The sequence below is a fragment of the Saccharicrinis sp. GN24d3 genome, from assembly GCF_052400645.1.
In the GTDB taxonomy this organism is placed as follows: domain Bacteria; phylum Bacteroidota; class Bacteroidia; order Bacteroidales; family Marinilabiliaceae; genus Saccharicrinis.
In genome coordinates this window covers 342,272-362,092 of the sequence record NZ_JBQTGI010000003.1, presented here as the reverse complement: position 1 = coordinate 362,092, position 19,821 = coordinate 342,272, and the positions used below count along the sequence as shown (strand labels likewise).

At 38.0% G+C, this 19,821-nt stretch carries 10 protein-coding genes; 2 read left to right on the top strand and 8 right to left on the bottom strand.

What is annotated here, in order from left to right; genetic code table 11:
* Positions 1-38: 38 nt before the first annotated feature.
* Positions 39-1,358, top strand: a complete 1,320-nt coding sequence (locus tag ACT29I_RS05795) for an MATE family efflux transporter (protein ID WP_444792907.1) — start codon at positions 39-41, stop codon at positions 1,356-1,358.
* 459 nt (positions 1,359-1,817) lie between these two features.
* Positions 1,818-2,813, top strand: a complete 996-nt coding sequence (locus ACT29I_RS05790) for an aldo/keto reductase (protein WP_430931269.1) — start codon at positions 1,818-1,820, stop codon at positions 2,811-2,813.
* 168 nt (positions 2,814-2,981) lie between these two features.
* Here ACT29I_RS05790 and ACT29I_RS05785 read toward each other — a convergent pair whose 3' ends face one another.
* The 8 genes from ACT29I_RS05785 to ACT29I_RS05750 form a co-directional block, all read right to left on the bottom strand.
* The gene (locus ACT29I_RS05785) at positions 2,982-4,601 is read right to left on the bottom strand and encodes a sialate O-acetylesterase (protein ID WP_430931268.1); all 1,620 of its coding nucleotides are present in this window, start codon (positions 4,599-4,601) and stop codon (positions 2,982-2,984) included.
* 393 nt (positions 4,602-4,994) lie between these two features.
* Positions 4,995-6,857: an alpha-L-rhamnosidase-related protein gene (locus ACT29I_RS05780; protein ID WP_444792906.1), complete on the bottom strand. Its 1,863-nt coding sequence runs from the start codon at positions 6,855-6,857 to the stop codon at positions 4,995-4,997.
* Between the two features lie 25 nt (positions 6,858-6,882).
* Positions 6,883-9,471 carry a glycoside hydrolase family 3 C-terminal domain-containing protein gene (locus ACT29I_RS05775; RefSeq protein WP_444792905.1) on the bottom strand — a complete coding sequence of 863 codons (2,589 nt, stop codon included), beginning with the start codon at positions 9,469-9,471 and terminating at the stop codon, positions 6,883-6,885.
* Positions 9,472-9,517: 46 nt separating this feature from the next.
* A complete protein-coding gene (locus ACT29I_RS05770) occupies positions 9,518-10,825 on the bottom strand; it encodes an alpha-L-fucosidase (RefSeq protein ID WP_444792904.1) in 1,308 nt (435 codons plus the stop codon).
* Positions 10,826-11,064: 239 nt separating this feature from the next.
* Complete coding sequence (locus ACT29I_RS05765) at positions 11,065-13,401, bottom strand: GH92 family glycosyl hydrolase (RefSeq protein WP_444792903.1); 2,337 nt, start codon at positions 13,399-13,401, stop codon at positions 11,065-11,067.
* A 37-nt stretch (positions 13,402-13,438) separates the two neighbouring features.
* The gene (locus ACT29I_RS05760; protein WP_444792902.1) at positions 13,439-15,439 is read right to left on the bottom strand and encodes a glycosyl hydrolase 115 family protein; all 2,001 of its coding nucleotides are present in this window, start codon (positions 15,437-15,439) and stop codon (positions 13,439-13,441) included.
* Positions 15,440-15,700: 261 nt separating this feature from the next.
* Complete coding sequence (locus ACT29I_RS05755) at positions 15,701-18,139, bottom strand: glycoside hydrolase family 3 N-terminal domain-containing protein (protein ID WP_444792901.1); 2,439 nt, start codon at positions 18,137-18,139, stop codon at positions 15,701-15,703.
* Positions 18,140-18,185: 46 nt separating this feature from the next.
* Positions 18,186-19,760 carry a glycoside hydrolase family 28 protein gene (locus tag ACT29I_RS05750; protein WP_444792900.1) on the bottom strand — a complete coding sequence of 525 codons (1,575 nt, stop codon included), beginning with the start codon at positions 19,758-19,760 and terminating at the stop codon, positions 18,186-18,188.
* Positions 19,761-19,821 lie beyond the last annotated feature (61 nt).

The following is a 19,821-nucleotide window of genomic DNA, read 5'->3' as shown; positions in this document are numbered from 1 at the left end:
CCTATCAATTACATAGTTATTATTTGAATTAATCAATTATGAGTACCAAACAATATTCACTAAAAGAGAGCCCAATATTTAAGCTACTCTTGGTTTATGCAGGTCCTGCTGTTTTAGGTCTTTTAATAAATGCGCTTTATAATATTGTTGACCGTATTTTTGTGGGGCAGTTTGTGGGGGCTGAGGGTCTGGCGGCAGTGACTTTAGCCTTCCCGGTCTCTCTTTTTCAATTTGATTTTGTCCTTTTGTTCGGCAGCGGAACGGGAGTTTTAATCTCAAAATATTTAGGTGAATCACGTCCCAAAAAAGCAGAAAAAGCACTTGGAACGATGATGGCTGGTCTGTTAATCACCATTATTTTGTTTACTTCTGCCGGATTATTATTTTACAAACCTTTGCTACAGGCCTTTGGTGCTCAGGGACAGCTTTCCGAATTAGCGGGCGAATATCTGCAGATAATCATCTTTGGGTTTCCCTTTGCCTTTTTTATTGCGCTGGAGTTCACTTGCCGTGCCGAAGGAAACCCACGCTTACCCGCTTTCTTAATTTTAATTTCATCGCTTATAAACGTTTCCCTGGATCTTGTATTTATGAAATATCTCCATATGGGGATTCGTGGAGCCGCTCTGGCAACAGTTATTGCACAGAGTGTAAATGCCATCCTTTTGCTCCGATACTACGTTGGTGGTAAAAGCCTGATTAAAATAGAATGGAAAAATATTAGGTTGCAAAAAAACATGATTCTTTCTATTTTTTCCCTGGGTTTAGCTCCCTTTATTATGGATGTTTCCGGAAGCATCCAAAATATATTCGCCAACAATTTGCTGCTTCAGTCGGGTGGAACTTTTGCCGTTACAGCCATGGGAATTATTTTTAGTGTAAATGTTGTTTTTATGATGATTGCTCTGGGAACCGGCGATGGTATGCAGCCCATTGTAAGCTTTAACTTTGGTGCGAAACGCCCCGAACGCAGTCGTAAAACCTTATTTTATTCCATGGGCTTAGTCGGTCTAACCGGAATTATAGGATTGATTGTACTGGAACTGTTTCCCAATTTAATCATCGGGATTTTTATCGATGGTAATGAGAATGTTATTAATGTTGCCCGAATAGCTTTACGCATTTTCGCTCTATCCATTCCTTTTTACATGGTTCAAATAGTGGCTACGCGTTATTTTCAAGCGCTACACAAAAAAAAGATTGCTGTCTTCTTCGCCATTCTAAGACCTGTTCTTCTGTTTATTCCCATCCTGTATAGCTTAAACTGGCTTTGGGGCTTAAACGGTATTTGGATTTCTTTTGTGATAAGCGATAGTTTGGCTTCTTTAATTTCCTTGCAATTTATCCGGAAATATTGAAATCTATTCGAATAATCAATAACCTCTTTGTTCTTTATACTCACATTTTTTCATACAATCAAGAATTACAATAAAACACCTGTTTCTCAATCACTAAATTTTCATATAGCTTTTTTTGTTCTTAAAAGCTGATAATGGTTCGTTTACAACCGATAAATTATTCATATTTACTTCCAAATTATATGCCGCCTAACATATTTTATACGTAAATTTGCCCAGTGAAAAATTTAAAACAAATCCATTTGCCGATTGACAAATAGATAAACACCACAAAATCGGGTTCGTAGCAGACATTCTTCTGCCTATGCATAAGTATCTAATAATGTATGAACAGAGTATGGATTAAGAAACACAGAATAAAAACTGTGATTTTTTCAATCTTCTTCTGCGACCACAAGTCAACACGTAAAATAGTGATAATACAAATTTGCTCGTAAAAATTTATAAATAATTATACATATGAAATACAGAAAATTAGGGAATACTGATCTTACTCTTTCAGCCATCACATTTGGTTCTTTTGCTGCTGGTGGCTGGTTGTGGGGAGGCACGGAACAAAATGAATCCGTAAAAGCGATAAAATCCTCTTTTGATTTAGGAGTAACCTCTATTGATACAGCTCCGGTATATGGACAAGGATTCAGTGAACAAATTGTTGGTCAGGCAATAAAAGACATTCCCCGAGATAAAGTACAAATTCTCACTAAATTTGGAATGCGTTGGGACTTAGCAAAAGGCACACACGTTTTCAAAACAGAAGATAACAATGGCAAAGCTATCGATATTTACAAATATGCCGGTAGAGAAAGTATCATACAAGAGTGCGAAGCTAGTTTAAAGCGCTTAGGTACCGATTATATTGACCTTTACCAACTACACTGGCCCGATGTTACCACTCCTATTGAGGAAACAATGGATGCACTTAACCAACTGATCAAAGAAGGAAAGATTCGTTATGCTGGTGTTTGTAACTACAATACAGAACAGTTTGCCGAAGCAGAAAGATACATCAATCTGGCTTCGAACCAAGTTCCTTACAGTATGGTATTGCGCGATATCGAGAAAGAAATCGTTCCCTATTCTCTTGAAAACGGGAAAGGAATTATTGCTTACAGTCCGCTTGAAAGAGGATTACTAACCGGAAAAATGAAACCAGGTTATAAATTTGGAGAAGGCGATCAACGTGCAACAAGAGCTTTTTATAAAGATGAGAACCTTCGACGCACCAATGAATTTCTAGACAAAATCAAACCCATTGCCAATGATAAAGGATTGAGTCTGGGTCAGCTGGTTATTTTATGGACGCTGGAACAACCTGCCATTTCGATTGCTTTGGTTGGAGCCAGAAATGCGGAACAAGCTATTCAGAATGCAAAAGCTGCTCAATCAAGTTTAACAAAAGAAGAAGTTGAAATTATCAACGGACATTTGAATCAATTGGTTTTGGTCCCATAATTACAAAAATGAAAAGACTTTTGTTGTGTGAGCGGATCCGCTCATTCATCGTGCTAAAGTTTTGTATTTTTTACAACTAAAAAAAAGGATGTATTCAAGCAATACATCCTTTTTTGGTTACAACTTAACTTCCTAATTCAATACCAATGGTAAAAATTGAGGGTTGGGTTATTTACAACTTTTCAGATATTCCTCCGCAAATCGTTTACCCAATATTCTCTGGCTTTCAGCATTAAAATGAGTATTATCTCCCCTGTGTTTTAAATCAGAGCTATGAATGATAAAAGCATGACGATCTCTGGCAACGTATTTTTTAATCTGTTTATTAACCTGCATCCTTCCTTCATGCTTCTTTAAATATATTCCAAGCTCACCAATAAATATAGGTAAAGACTTATTATCGGCATATCTTCTGAACTGCTGAAATAATTGAGTCATACGCTTTTTGTGAAGCGGAATGCGATCTTCTTTTGCATCACTCTCTCCCTGATGCCATAAAATTCCTTTTAGTGTTCCATACTGCTTTGCGAACTCCACTTTATTCCGAAAATTGGTAAGTAATTGTACATCCCGATGTATTGAATCTCCTAACCACTGACCAATAGAACTGCCTCCAACAGCTGTGTGAATAAGTAATATCGAAACACTATCAGGTACACTTTTTAGTAACTCTTTTCCAAACGACAAACCACAATCTAATCCTTTCATAGTAGGCTCATGCATGTTTAAAGGTTCTTTAGCCAGTATTAATTTATTGTTTTTGTTAATGGTAAAAACTCTATCCGAAGCAATGGTATCTTGTGGTTCAACCTGACCACGACCAGCCATATTAGATTGACCAGCCATCATAAACACCCATACATTTTCTTTTTTAGGTACGTTTTCTACAAACTCTGTGGTACGCGGAAAGTTTCGCACTCTGGCATAATTTTTCAACTCATTAGAATTAACCATCCGCTTCATCCAATCTTCTGCCAAGCCTGGCCACCTTTCCGCAGCTTCGTTGCCCGGACGCAATCCATAACCATGTCCTCCTTTATATTGATAATGCAACTCAACTGGCACATGATAATCTCGAAGTGCTCCAGCCATTACCAAAGAACTGTTTCCATATTTATCATCTGCTGTTCCGAAGATAAAACAAGGAGGAGTATCACTGCTTACTTTCAATTCAGGAGTAATACTTCTTTTTTCCCCTTTATCTAGATAAGCAGGATAAATCAACAAAGAAAAATCAGGTCGACTCGACAACTGATCAATAGAATCTACTTTGGAATATGTATCTTGATTAAATAATGTAGATGCTCGAGCACACAAACTTCCTCCTGCTGAAAACCCCATCACACCAATCTTATTCTGATTCAGATTGTAGATATCAGCCTTGCTGCGCACGTACCTAATCGCTCTTTGAATATCGTTTAATGCGCCTAGCTGTTTTTGGGGTACGCGATATTGCAAAACAAAAGCCGTATACCCAAGTGTGTTTAACCATTCTGCCACTTCGTACCCTTCTTTATCAACCGCTAGGATATTATAGCCCCCACCTGGGCATACAATAATACTCGCACCTGTCTTGTTTGGTTTTTCCGGCTTATAAACTATTATTGCAGGATTGGTTACCTCGGCCAGGCGAATTACATTGCCACTCGAATTATTCGACACAACTGCAGCTTGTTTTTCTTTCAGTTCACCAGGTACTTTGTTTGGCCATAGGTAGAGTGTGTCTCTTGTTTGAGCCTGGGTGAATGATATATAGAAAACTGCAAGTACTAAAAAAGTTAATCTCATTTTTAAAAATTATAATCTTTGATTAATGATTCGTTCGGCCGCAAGTTACGGAAACCTTGAATTTATATTTCGGTTAAAACCGATTCCCAATACGTAAATCTGCATGGCATAAATCCCATGCCTGGTTATAAAAACATTCATTCAAACATCCATAACCAGCCTAACCATGTACTCAATATCCTAATATAGGATAACGGACAACAGAAAAACATCAGGGCAAACGCATTTAAAGATTCTTCTTAAATTTTTGTCTCCCCACACCCTTTTATTCCCTGAAGGGACCCGAGCGCAAGGACTCCTTTAGGAGATTAAGAGGTGTGCGATGGGAATATTTGTTTAAATGTAATCACCCTCAGAAAAACATACCAAAGTTACTTTAATTCAAAACCGATATTAACGCTTAGTTATTACCATATTTACACCTTCTTTAAGCCTTACAATTTTACTATTCTTACGAACTTTGCGATCGTTAAGCAAAACTTTCATCTTACTGTCTGGTAGTATAAATTCCCCGCTCATACCTTTGGGTAACTTAATTTCGTAGATCTGCTCATTCCTATCCGATTTAATGTACTTAGCCTCAATACTTCCTTTTATGGTAGGAACTTTTATTTCTGAAAATTGTAGGTTCGTCAATTGAGGCTTAATTTGCATACTGGCAAAACCTGGTGTTTTGGGAGTTATTCCCCATAATTGTCGTGTAATAACATTTAAAGGAGCAGTTCCCCATGCATGATTCCAATCCGAATTGGGTTTGTATTTCATATCCCAGGCTTCCAGCGCCATGGTAGAACCAATTTCAATCATGTTCCACCAGGTACGGTCATGTGTCGTATCGGTGATTAATTTCAAAGCATACGCTGGTTCATTGGCATTAAACAAGCCATCCAACAAATACTGAGCACCATAAACACTGCAGGCCATTCCTCTGGTTTTGATAAAATCAATAACAGATTCCTTATACTCTTCGGGTACAAGATTAAATGCTAATGGAAACATATTGGCATGTAATGATGCATGCTTAGAACCTTCCCCATCAATATAAACCCCTCGCGATTTATCGAATAGTTTCGTATTGATGACCTTCTTAATTTTTTCTGATTTTTGCTCAAAAAAAGCAGCATCCTCAGTCTTCCCAAGACGGTCCGCTATCTCTGACATCAAAACCAGATTGTAATAGTAAAATGAATTGACTACCGTATTGATGGCCACCATTTCATAACCATCCCGTTCCCCTTCTTTGGTCGCCAACTTCCATCCGGTATCCTTTTGTCCTGCAGGCCAATCAACAATATCCCTTACCCTCGTTTTAGGATTCTTAAACCCTAATTTTGTTTTGAATTCGCTATTTAGCTTATCTGATTTAGAACTAATTAATCCATCCTTCCGTTCCAAATCCATTAAAGTTCTTATTTTGAGCACATCATAATATTTCTCCAGCATCTCTGTTTCTCCAGTGTACATATAATCCTGATAGTACAGTAATACAGTATGCAAAAGCCATTCTGTAGGCCAGGTAGGGTGCTCTATAAAATATTCGTTGGTTCTGCGCGCTATTGAATAAACACTGTCCACCACATAATGACTCAACTGATTGATATAGGCATCGGCTTCGTAAGGAATGCGTTCCCGGTCACCATCTACGTAGTAACCTGCAAAACTGGTTGCTTTAATAGTGTGTTTACACAAATCCCAAATGGCATTCAATGTTGTATCCGATGAAGTAAAAGTTCCTGCCTCATCATTAAAATGATAATAAAATGCATTTTGACTGATTTCAATTTCTTCAATCGGGACCTGAAGATTCTCCAGTTCGCAATACCTGAACGGCATGATTACACCAAATGATTCCGGAAGATGAATTGCACCAGGTTTCGTATTTCTTTTATCCGCCTGCAAACTAACCACCACATCTTGATTGGCTTTAAGTTGATCGAGCTTCACTTGTTGATAACGAATGGTACCTCCTGGATTTCTATCAATCTGATTTGCATCAGCTAATTTTTCACCTAATCGAACAATCAAACTATCCTTCTGTAACTGTTTAGAATGCAGAACAACTGTTCCAAAATAGGCTTTCCCAAAATCAATAAAATAGTGACCTTCGCCTAGTTTTACAACTCGCTCTGCTTTATTATATTTTATTTCAAAATCATTTTCGGTTGGCACATCTGTTATTTGAGCCTGTCCCAAAGTACAAAAAGCCAAAAACAGACATAACAACAGGTACATTTTTCTATTCGATAATATCTTCATACTTCCTAACTATTAATCATTTAATTTATTTCACCTTACAGGTTTTCTTTAGTCGGATATCGCTTGATGATGCACCGACCATAAACTCAAATGCTCCTTTTTCAAAATGCCAATCCTCACATTTATCGTCCCAGTATTTCAGTTTCTCCACTGGCACTTTAAATGTAATTGTTTTTGTTTCACCAATAGCTAAAGAAGTCCTTTCAAAGCCAAGCAATTGTTTTAATGGTCTTTGTACGGATGATTTCACATCCTTCACATACAGCTGAACAACTTCATCTCCTTTATAGTCTCCTGAGTTTTTTACCTTTACTGCAATCGTTACGCTTTCCTTATTTTTTACAATTGTCATATCACTGTAATCAAAAGAAGTATAGCTTAAGCCATATCCAAAAGAATAAAGAGGCTCACCCTCAAAATATTGGTAGGTTCTGCCCTTGTTTACTTCGTAATCATTCATCGGAGGAAGGTCTTCGGCCGATTTATAGAAAGTAAATGGTAAACGGCCAGCCGGATTGTAATCACCAAAGAGTACATCGGCAATGGCGGCACCTCCACTTTCGCCCGGATACCATGCATCCACAATTGCTGGAACTGTTTCATCCATCCAATTAATAGCTAAGGAACTACCCGCTACCAGGACAACGATCATATTATTATTTTCCTGATAGATATCTTTTAAATAGTTAATTTGGTCATCAGGAAGCCCTAATTCAACTCTATCTCTACCTTCTTTTTCTATGGATTTATTGATTCCCATTACTGCAATCACATAATCACTCGATCTGGCAACTTGTTTGTCTTCTGCGTATAAATCATCACCCATAGTATTAGGCACTTCCCAAAGCAATTGACAAATTGCATCGCCACCATTATCAAAATATTCCAACTTAATGGCATATTTTTTACCTGCTTCCATTTTAAGGGCCACCTGATCAGTAGTTGTGCCACGATTGTGCCATTCATCAACAACTAGTTCATCATTTAACCATAAACGAATGCCATCATCAGAATTTACACCTATTTTATACTCGCCCGAAATATTAGGAGCAATATAACCTGTCCATCTTACTGATTTATGTTTGTAATTGGTATAAGGATCCGGCGGTTGATTTACCGGGTCAAAATTCACTACTTTATCGGTGCGTGTTTGTGGTGTTCCTTCCAAAAACTTATCGTCGTAATATTCAGCGAACAAACCTTTTTCGTTGTTTTTATCATTACGTAAATATTCTGATTCAAGCAGGTTAAGGTTTCTGGCTGCCGTTTTCCATTTCACATGCCTTACTTCTATTTTATCGCCCACTTTATTTTGAATACCTTGAAGGGGAGATATTGGAGAAATAGCTGGCAATCCGCTATAATCCCCAAAAACGACTTGATCGGCATTAAAACCTACTACCGCAATTTTCTTAATCTTACCGGCTTTTAAGGGCAATATTCTATCCTGATTCTTAAGCAATACAATAGATTGTCTGGAGGTTTCCAGCGCCAGGTCTTGATGTTTTTGCGAACTAATCACATCAGGTGAAATCTTTGTATAAGGGTTACCTTCTGCCGGATCGAATATACCAAGTTTAAATCGAGCTTCTAATACACGACGAGCTGCTTTATCAATCGTTGCTTCATCCACTAAACCATCCTGATAAGCAGGATATAGATGATTGGTATATATATTGTGACCACATTCTAAATCCAATCCTGCTTCAATAGCCACTTTAGCTGCTTTTTTCTTCGTATCTACAAAATGATGCGACTTCTCCAAATAAGTAGGTGCCCCACAGTCGCTTACCACATAACCGGTAAAACCCCATTCATCTCGTAAGACAGTGTTCAACAACCAATTGTTTGCGGTACACGGTATACCGTTAATAGCGTTATAAGCACTCATTATCGCTTGTGCTTTTCCTTCCTGAATACAGGCTTTAAAAGCAGGCAAATAATATTCGCGCAAGGCTCTTTCTGATATTTCAGCATTGCATGCGAATCGATTTTCCTCTTCGTTATTGGCTACAAAATGTTTGGGTGTAGCTACTACTTTCAAATATTTATCGTCGTCCCCCTGTAATCCTTTTACAAACGAAACACCTATTTTACTGGTTAAAAACGGATCTTCACCATACGTTTCAGGCGTACGGCCCCAGCGTGGATCTCTTGCCATATTTATTGTTGGCGACCACATGGTTAGCATATCACTATATCCTGATGTTTGGTCTTTTCCTTGATTCAGAAAATTCCATTTGGCACGGGCTTCGTCTGAAATAGCCGTAGCTACATTGTAAATCAAATTTGGATTCCAGGTTGCAGAAAGGGCAATGGCCTGAGGAAACACGGTAAAACGTCCTCCTTTAACCACTCCATGTAAACCTTCGTTTCCATGATAGTATTTATCCACACCCAGGCGAGAAATCTCTTTGGCCGAGGCTTGTAATAAAAACACCTTCTCCTCCACCGTTAAGCGGCTCATTAAATCATCCACTCGCTCATCGATAGATAGACTACAATCTTTAAAAGGATAATTTGTTTGCGCGTTTAAAAACATAGGTAGAATACACAAACCTAACACCAACAACAACTTCGCTTTCATATGTTTATATTTTTCAATTTTCTTCAATACTTCTCTATTTATAATAGAAACTCGCAGATAACTACTAGATCGTTTATTTTATAATCTCAACGTTGGTTAATTTCACCACGACCGGATTAGGCCATATTTTATCGTTATAAAGGCGTTGCGCTTTTGAAACTGATATCTCTAATAGATCTTTATGCTGAATAAATCTGGATTCAGGAATATTTTCGGGCCAATATTCCACCACTAAATCATTCTGCCCCAAAACCGAAATTTCAGTTTTATCGGTAGCTTTTAAGTTTTTCATTAAAAAGTTTCTTCGTCGCCCTTTAAACCATTCTTTTTGTCCGGTGATAAAGGCATATACGGCATTCTCCTTTTCGTTTTGTGTAAACCACACATATCCATCCTTAACAATACCCGGTAATGGACGAATATTTTTAATGGCCTCATCATTCACAAACATCCAAAGACCAAGCTCACGCAGACGTTCCTCTTGCTCAATGGCAATTTCACCATTGGGTTTAGGACCAACATTCATTAAAAAGTTACCACCTTTGGCTCTAATTTCTATCAATTTATTAATAATATCCGTTCCGCTTTTATAGGTTTCGTTAGTAGGCTTATATTGCCACTGGGTACCCATAGTCATACAAGTTTCCCAAGGACCAGGCATAGAACCACCAGGAATCTTCTGCTCAGGCGTCTTCATCTCACCACGAGTAACCACCACATCGGGATATTTTGAATGAACATATTGTACAAGAGGACCTGTATGAAAAGCATCAAAGAAAACCATATCAATATTTCCATAATTCGTCATGAGCTCATCCACTTGCTTTTTATCATATTCGAATAGCTCTTTATTCTCGGTAATCTGGCTCATTGCACGATTACGAGAGATCAAAGTTCCTTGTTCGTGAAGAAAATGAAAATCCTCAGGTGAGAAATACACCCCCACTTTTAAGCCTTGTTTGCTCAAAGCTGTAAAAAGCAAAGCTGTAATATCCTTGCCATAAGGAGTATTCATAATGTTAAAATTGGTTGTTTTAGTATCCCACATACAGAATCCATTGTGATGCTTTGTAGTAAACACTACATACTCTGCCCCAGCTACTTTAAACAAACGTGCCCATTCATTAGCATTAAACTTATCAGGATAAAAAGTCTTTGGAAGTTCATTAAAATATTTATTTACATAATTTTCTGAAGCCCCTACCAAAGAATGGCTAATTACACTTCCTAATTGAGAATCCATGCTCCAATGAATAAATATACCTAACCCCATATCCATAAATTCTTCTTCGAGGGCAGATTTGTTTTTAAGTTGAGCGATAGCAGGAATGCAAAATATACTTAGTACAAGTATTAAGCAATTCGTTTTTAAAATCGTCATATAATAAATTTATTTTTTTCTATTCTAAAGCAATGTTACTCTGTATACTTAATCTGTTCGTGATGCGTCGATTTTTATTTATATTGGAATCCCGGGGTTACCCGCCTGTCGGCAGACAGGAACCCCCGGGCTAATAATACCTCACCCCTCTGGGGTATAACTGAAAGCGTATATATTTTAGCTAGATCAATGTGTATTCTCAAAAATAATACTCAGCTAATTCATCGGTACAAAAACAACTATTGACTCACCTCATCAGTAAGTTCAAGAACTAAGGTGCCACCTTGTACTAAATCCTTATGCGTAATACTAAAACCATCAACCGGTTGGTTATTTATCTTTATACTTTTCAAATAAGGATGATTCAAACTATTATTATTCGCTTCTATCACAAATGTTTTACCGGAATAGTAGTCCGGATTTAGCTGAATAGTTACCTTATCAAAGATGGGACTTCCAATCTGATATTCAGGATTTTCTTCGGTTCCGCCATTCATCTGAAACAGACCCATTTTTAGCAAAACGGATAAACTACCCATTAATCCCTGATCTTCATCTCCGTTAAAACCGGTAGCGGGACTTAAACCAGAAAACACACTTTTTACTACTTTCCGAGTCCAGAATTGAGATAAGTCGGGGCGATTCAATTGATTAAATATTTGTGCTGTTTGAATTGAGGGTTGATTACCATAGTTAATTGGCACACGTCTGTATTCCGGATGTAATTCCCTGTCATGAGAATCACCTGAAGTAAACCCTATTTTCTCAGCTGTTTCAAACTGTTGATTCAATTTTTCAACCGCCTTTGCATTTCCACCCATTAACTCAGCCAGGCCTGTAATATCATGAGGAACAAACCAAGTGGACTGCGCACCATTGGATTCATTAAATCCCGTTTCGTATAAATAAGGATCTAATTCGCCATGCCATTGACCATTCACCTCTCTAGGTCGCATCCAGCCACTTTCCTTATCAAAAGTATTTTTGTAATTGTTAGATCGATTTAAAAAATAATGATAATCTTCCTCGTACCCAAGCTTTTTTGCCAATTGCGCCAAAGTCCAATCCTGATAAGCATATTCCATGGTCAGGCTTGCTCCATCCTGATGAAAACCAAATTTACCTTCAGGGATAGGATATGGAACATATCCTTTATCTAAATAATATTTAAAACCTCCTCCAATAGAAGTATGATGCTCATATCCGGCTTTTTCCATTATTCCACCAGACATATGTGTCAGTTTTAAAGCCTGATAAATTTCTTCTAGTTTAACTTTAACAATACCTTTTTGAATGGCACTAACTATAAATGGCGTTGAAGAAGCCCCGGACATTACGTAGGTATAATTCCCTCCTGATGGACCACGAGGAACGATGCCTCCATCTTTGTAATATTGCATTAATGAATGGGTGAAATCATCCATAACTTCCGGGTAAACTAATCCCCAAAGGGTATTGATAGTCCATTGTGCACCCCAAAAAGCATCTGAATTATAATGATTAAAAGCAGGCTTACCCTCATCATTTAACGGCAATTGCCCTACTCTAAATGTATCGCCCGTATTATCCGGGTAAGCCCCATTAACATCACTTATCGTTCTGCGACCTTGTAATGCATGCCATAAGTCGGTATAAAATCTTCTTTGAGCCTTTTCAGTATTTCCTTCAACCTTAATTCTACTTAAAAGCCCATTCCATTCTTCTTTAGATTCAGTGACCACCTGATCAAAATTCCAATGTGCTAACTCTGATTTTATATTAACATCGGCATTTTCAACTGAAGTATAAGAAATTCCGATTTTCATCAATACATCTTGACTGTTATTAGAAAGATACACCAGGTAATTTCCAGTTTCATCATCCCTAATAACCGACTCTACGTCTGCATCCAACTCTACTTTAAAAAATACTTTGGTAGGTTTTGGACGCCGTATGGTTGGTGCGTTAACTAACTCACCCGTTAATTCTTTACGTCCTGTCTTTATCAGGTTTCCATCTACAATATCACAAGGGCCTAGTTTCCCGTTTAAATTAAATAAGATACCTGCTTGTTGTTGGTTAGGGAAACTATAATGGTGAAATCCCACCCGTTTGGTACTGGTTAACTCAACATTTGTCTGATACCTTTCTAATTCCAGGTAATGATAACCAGGTGTTACCTTTTCGGTTTCATGACTGAACTTTGAATAAAAATCCTTAAAGACCGTATTTTCCTTGCCCTTAGATAGGGTAATTGGCATAACAGAAAGGCCAGATAACTGCCAGGCATGAATATGGCTAAATCCTTTTACGGTATCTGTTTTATATCTATAACCACTTCCCCAGGCTCCACCGACCTGGGTATCGGGACTTAGGTTAACCATACCAAAAGGGCGACAAGCTGATGAGAAAAAGAACCAGCGGGAATTTTCGGTATCGAGCAAGGGATAAACCATATCTACAGGATCTTGCTGAACCACTTTAACATCTTTACCCAAAGAGTTACAACTCCCCAATAAGGTCAAACCTATGACACCTAAAGCAAGTAACATCCTTCTTAAGTGCCTTGAATACTTTACTATAATTTCATTCATCATATCTCTAATTTTATGTGGTAGGTAGCAACAAGTGTTTTTACCAAGTTTCTATAGAATTCATTATTAGCGTCATCTCTTCCATTTGAGGAAAACCATTGTTTGGTCTCCTAATAGCTGGATCATAGAAGTTCGCCCATTTAGGGTTCTTATCTCCCTCTATAGTGGTCTTATGAACAGTCTCAAGCTGATCCATAGCCTTTTGAACTAGCACTCTTGCCTGAACAAGCAGATCCATATTACGTGTCTCTTCAAACTCTTTTTTCAGTAATGCTATCTGATGCAATGAACGTTCAAACACGATCAATTCACCGTAAAGCTTTACAGGCAAAAGCACATAAGAATAATAAAAGGCCTCATTCTTTGTATTCAGCTCAGCTCCTTTCTCGGCTGCATCGACAGCTCCTTGGAAATTATCAAGCTCACGCTTCAGGTTATCAATATCTTTATAAACCCTATCATACCTGTGAGGTATTGGTGTTTTCCCTGGGCGCTGAAGTAAGGAATTAGAATTGTACGAAATAGCTTTTCGAATCTCCCATAAGTGCTCTACATAACCATTTCTACCGGTTTGTACATCATGCAATATTTTCATTGATTCAACAGCTAGCTTAGCGGCTTCAGGAGAAAAATAACGTTCGGTCCATGTGCGATAGAAATCTTCACCATCGAAGCTTTCAGGCCGATTACATACATCGCTATAAGCCTCGAGATTCAACAAAAAAGGTCTAAAATTCTGCCCATTGACCTGACAATACTTACTAGCATCATACTCACGAAACATTTTTTTCATAATTGTATCCACAACCATTGGGTAGGGATTATGAACGGTATGATTCTTCCAGAAACCGGCGTGCATATAGGTTCCAAACTCGTATCCCTTATTACTATCTGGCATATGAAGAAACTCGCCAAAGCCATTGTCACACCAAACAGCGATCCAATCTTTAGGAGGATTAAAGCCTTTATTGAACATTTCCATACCATCGTGATAACAGAATGCAATTTTTGTTGCTTCAGGCTTATAATAATCAATCAATTTTCCTAATTCCGCATACACTTCATTAAAGACTTCCGTTTTATCCTCACCACAATCGCTCACATATTCCCAATCCCACACCTGATGACGGGGACGTAATGAAAAGATATCCGCTTTAGCGATAGGCGTATTCTCAAAATAATATTTCCAGCCTTTTATCCATTTATCCTTATAGGTAGACCAACAATACGATTCTTCAACAGGTAGAGGATGTAATTGATAACCTAAGGACAAATCAACTTGAACTTCCATTCCTTTAAGATGAGCATAATCAATCATCTTATCAAGATACTCCTCATCAATCTGATAATCGGGTTTTAGTTTTTTATATTCCGGACGAATAAAAAATTCTGGTCGCCCTAACATATCAAAAAACTGAATGGCATTGTAACGAATTCGCACCAATGAATTGATCATTTCGGTATAACTTTCCCAATCGTATTCTAACAATTTACCACGATAGTTTGCCAACTCATCCACATCGTTTTCAAAATAGCATAAAATAGGTACTTCAGGAGGCGCAATTTGACGGTTTTGAAAAGCATATAAATCCATATCCGGATTTTTCGCAGGCATCTTTCCTGTCCAATATTCAAAAGGATCTATGCCTAAAACCTCATGGGTATAATCGTAAACAGCATATTGAAATCCCTGAACATCTGATCCGGCTAAGACAATGGCTTTTTGGTCATTTTTAAGCGACACATGTGCCCAAACACCACCTCGAGGGCCCGGTTTTTGGGCAGATAAAGTTATATCGTTACTTTGAACAAGTTCTGCAATTTCATTATTGGTCTCTATCGTTCCTAATAAAAAGACAGTACCACCTTTTACTTGTTCATCGATCTGGCTAACAATGGCTATTTCACCATCGATGACTTTTTGTAAATCATCTTTAAAATCTTGAACAGTACTTTTTTCAACTTCACTTGCATGCTCACCAATTACCACATAAACCTTATCTACAGAAGGTGCACAAGAGTATAAAATAACTATTCCCATTAGAAAGAATAATAATTTTAATGCTATATTTTTTAGTTTACAAACCATTTTTCGTTTAGATTAATTAATTACACCACCTCATCTATTCCTCAGGTAATTTTTTATCAATAAGTCGGGAATTATTTATTTTATCCTTGCTTATTACTCAAATATATGTTTTTATTAAAATTTAGCTATGGATAATAAGACCCCAATCATGGACAAATAGTTATTGCTTAATTTTCAAACACTTGAAGCTGTATTCTTCATAAAAAACTCTTATTATTTGGCACCACTTACCTCAAAACTTTCATTCAATTGTATATCAACTGAGGAACTACCAATCATAACTTTGAAAGTACCCGGCTCAACCTTCCAATTCATATCTTTATCGAGCAATGCTAAATCGTCGGGATGTAAGGTGAAATTTATTGTTTTACTTTCTCCGGGTAGTAGATGTACCCGCTCAAATCCTCGTAGTTGAGATTCGTAAGTGGTTACACTACTCACTTCGTCTTTCAGGTAAAGTTGTACTACCTCATCCCCTTCTCGCTTACCTGTATTTTTTATTTTAAAAGACACCTGAATATCCCCTTGTACCTGGGCAAGCTTAGGGCTAATCTGCAAATCGCTATATTCAAAAGTGGTATAACTTAAGCCATAGCCAAAAGGATATAGCGGTCCCAGCACGCGCGTATTGCCATAGCCATTAGGCCCTTCGCCCGGCTGACTAGCCTGTGATCCCGGTTTACATGGAAAATTAAGGGGTATCTGACCTTCAGCTTTTGGGAATGTTACCGATAACTTCCCGCCAGGATTATAGGCGCCAAAGAGTGTTTCTGCAATTACATCTCCCGCAGACGGTCCTGGGAACCATGCTTCTATAATGGCTGGGATAAATTTATTTTCCCAATTGATAGTTAGGGGGTGACCATTAACAAGCACCAATACAACAGGTTTCCCGGTAGCATATAAGGCTTGAATCAGTTGAAATTGTCTACCTGGCAAACCAAGTGCTGTGCGTGAGCGTGATTCTCCCACACGTTTCTCATCTTCTCCGAGTACCGCAATAATAACATCCGACTCTTGAGCTTTTTTCACTGCTGCATCAATCCCTGATTGTTCTTTTGGGGTCAGTGGTGTTGGAATAATTTCGCTTCCAGGCCAGTCGGCATCAATCACATCACAACCTTTTTCATAATCCACATTTACCTTGTCTCCACCATAGTTCTTGATCCCCTGGTAAACAGATACTGCAGGATTATTTGCAGGACCATAGCGACTGTATGTGTAACGAACTTCATCGGCTAAAGGGCCCGTTACAAGTATGTTTTTAACTTTATTTACGTTAAGGGGCAGAAGGTTATTTTTCTGCCCTGGCAGACAAGTATTTTTTAACAGCACCAATGACTCCCTACTTATTTGTTTGGCGAATTCTTCGTCTTTTTCTGTGTGAACTAATTTATCAGAAGTCTTTGGGTTCTCAACATAGGGTTGATCAAACAATCCTACTTTAAATTTCACCGATAAAACATCAGCTACACGAGCGTCGATTGTTTTCATAGAAAGTTTACCTTCCTGAATTAATTCTCGAAGAGGTTCAAGGTAAGATTCAGGCGTCTTAAAATTGGTGCGTACATTTAATCCCGCTTCCACCACCTGCCTTACTGCTTCTTTATAATCCTCGGCAACATGATGTTTTGTAGAAAGAAATTTAACCGCATCACTATCAGATACGACATAACCTTTAAATCCAAATTGCTGTCTTAATAGCTCTGTTAAGAAATAATAACTACCAGTTATGGGTTCACCATCATAATCGTTATAACTACTCATAATACCTAGTGGCGAAGCATTTTCAATCACTTTACGGAATGGGTACAAGTGAAGTTGATGCATTTCGCGGGGCGCCACATGCGGATCAGTACGTGCATTTCCTTCTCGGGCTCCCTTAGGAATGCTGTAAACTGCATAATGTTTTAAGGTAGATGACACGCCCTGAGACTGTATTCCTAATGTCATTTGCGTGCCCAACTCTGCAATAAGAAATGGATCTTCACTAAAGCATTCTAATATTCTTCCCCAACGCTGATCTCTGGCAACATCAAGTATAGGAGCATAAACATTGGTATATCCCAATGCTTTGGCTTCACGACCAATTATATCTCCGGCTTGATGAACCAATTCCTTATTCCAGGTACATCCTATACCGATGGGAGCTGGCAGCGGGGTTGCTCTATCATGGCACAATCCATGTGTACCTTCATTGGTAAAATCCGCAGGTATTCCCATGCGGGTTTCCTCAATAAACCATTTTTGAATGGTATTGATAGCCTCGGCATGTTTACTATAAGGAAACGAATATTGCGTTTCTGTTTTGGGTCTGAAAGCAATGCTATTAAGATGCTCGTCGATATTGGCAATGCCATCTTTCCAGGCACTATTTTTCCATTCAGGAGTAGGCAATTCATCTTTCAAAATTCGGGAATAACCATATAGGGTTACCATTTGACAAGTCTTCTCTTCCATCGTCATCTGCGATAAAAGATCTGCTACACGAGCATCAATGGTTTGCATAGGATCTTCAAATATATCCTTTACCCCATTTTTATTAAAATCAATCCACCCTTTGTGATAGATGTTTTGCTTATTGGCTTTCTTTCCTGCTGATGTTAAGAAGAAAAAACAGGAAACGAAAAAAAACAACTTATATAATCTCATGATAATCGAAATTTCAAATTCAATAACCCTTTAACTGGTACTATTCTTACAATTCCCGCTTCGTACACTCTAGTTGTGAACTTAGCTTTACTGATTTTGTATCTTTTAGGATAAGCTGCTTGTGTTGGCTATCAGGAAGTTCTACTTGATCCATCCTAATACCTTCAACTTGATCGAAAACAAAAGCAGGACGATAATCTTCCTTTTCCAAAACCATTTTTACATTCCTAAGTGTAATTCCCTTTGCATGACGCACATATAATCCCCAGGCTGGTAATTCTCCAAACATGGTAAATTCAGGATAACTTTTTATTCCCTCAGGAATCATATTTAAACGACTAAGAGGAACATAAGCCATGCCTTTCGAGGCTCTTCCGGGACATGTAATTTCCACATTTTCAATCACAATATCTTCCACATTATGTCCTGGTATTCCAGTAATAGATGATGGTAATGGATTGTGAAAAAAGCTAACAGCCGGTCCGCGCATATCGTAATCTACATCAGGCCTGCCAAAAGGTACTTGTACCTTAATGTCGTGAATGTGTACATTTTTAACAACCCCTGGCTTCTCACCTCCACGATGACCTAAGCGGATGAAAATCGCATTTCCTGTATTTTCTGCTACAATATTAGAGACTTCTATATTCTCAATGATACCTCCATCAACCGATTCGATGGCAATTGCCGAACGAAAAGTATCGTAAACCTGAATGTTTTTGATGTTTACATTTTTAAAACCACCAAAGGATGCTGTTCCAAATTTAATGGCACTTGCGCTGGAGCGAATCACACAATTTTCAATTAAAATCGTATCATTACAAAAACCTGGATAATATGATTTAAGACAAATACCATCGTCAGCAGAATTTACATCGCAATTACTTATTTTTACATTCGTACAATCCGTAATATCCATCCCATCGTTGTTCCAATAGGCTCTATTTACTACTTTAAGATGATCGAGATTTAAGTTTTCACAAAGTTCAAATGAAAGTCCCCAACAAGCCCCATTGTATAAGTTTAAATCAGTAATGAAGACATTTTTACATTGCGAGAAACGGAATAATTTAGGTCGAGCCGTTTCGTGCGGTCGGTTTCTGCGTGTACTGTACTTAGGATCAATAATAACCCCGGCATGATGCAAACTATCAATCGTTAAAGCCAAGGCTCTGCCTTGTCCGTCGATTTTCCCCTCGCCCGAAATCGTAAAATCATTTGCTTTATGAGCGACCAATAATGCCATCTGAGAGTTATCATCTCTATTAGCCAATTTCGGTCTTCCCGGCATTTCTATCTGTGGATAATCCAATGGGTTTGTACTTCCTAAAAGAACAGCATGACTTTGCAGATGCAAGTTCACATTCGATTTCATCTGCAAACTTCCCGACAAGTACTTTCCGGCTGGAAATACAATGGTTCCTCCTCCTTTTCTGTTTACTTTATCAATTAAGGATTGGATAGCTACTGTATTCAGGGTTTCCCCATCATTAATAGCTCCAAAATCAGTCATTGTATATTTTTTAGGTTTGGCCGAAGCATCAAATCCTGCAATAACTCCAAAAATGATTATTAGCGTAAAAATGCCTCTCCACATCTTATATACTGATCTATTTCCCATAGTCTATTGCTTTACCTCATTCTTATTGAAATCCATCCACCCTTTGTGACAGATAATTTAC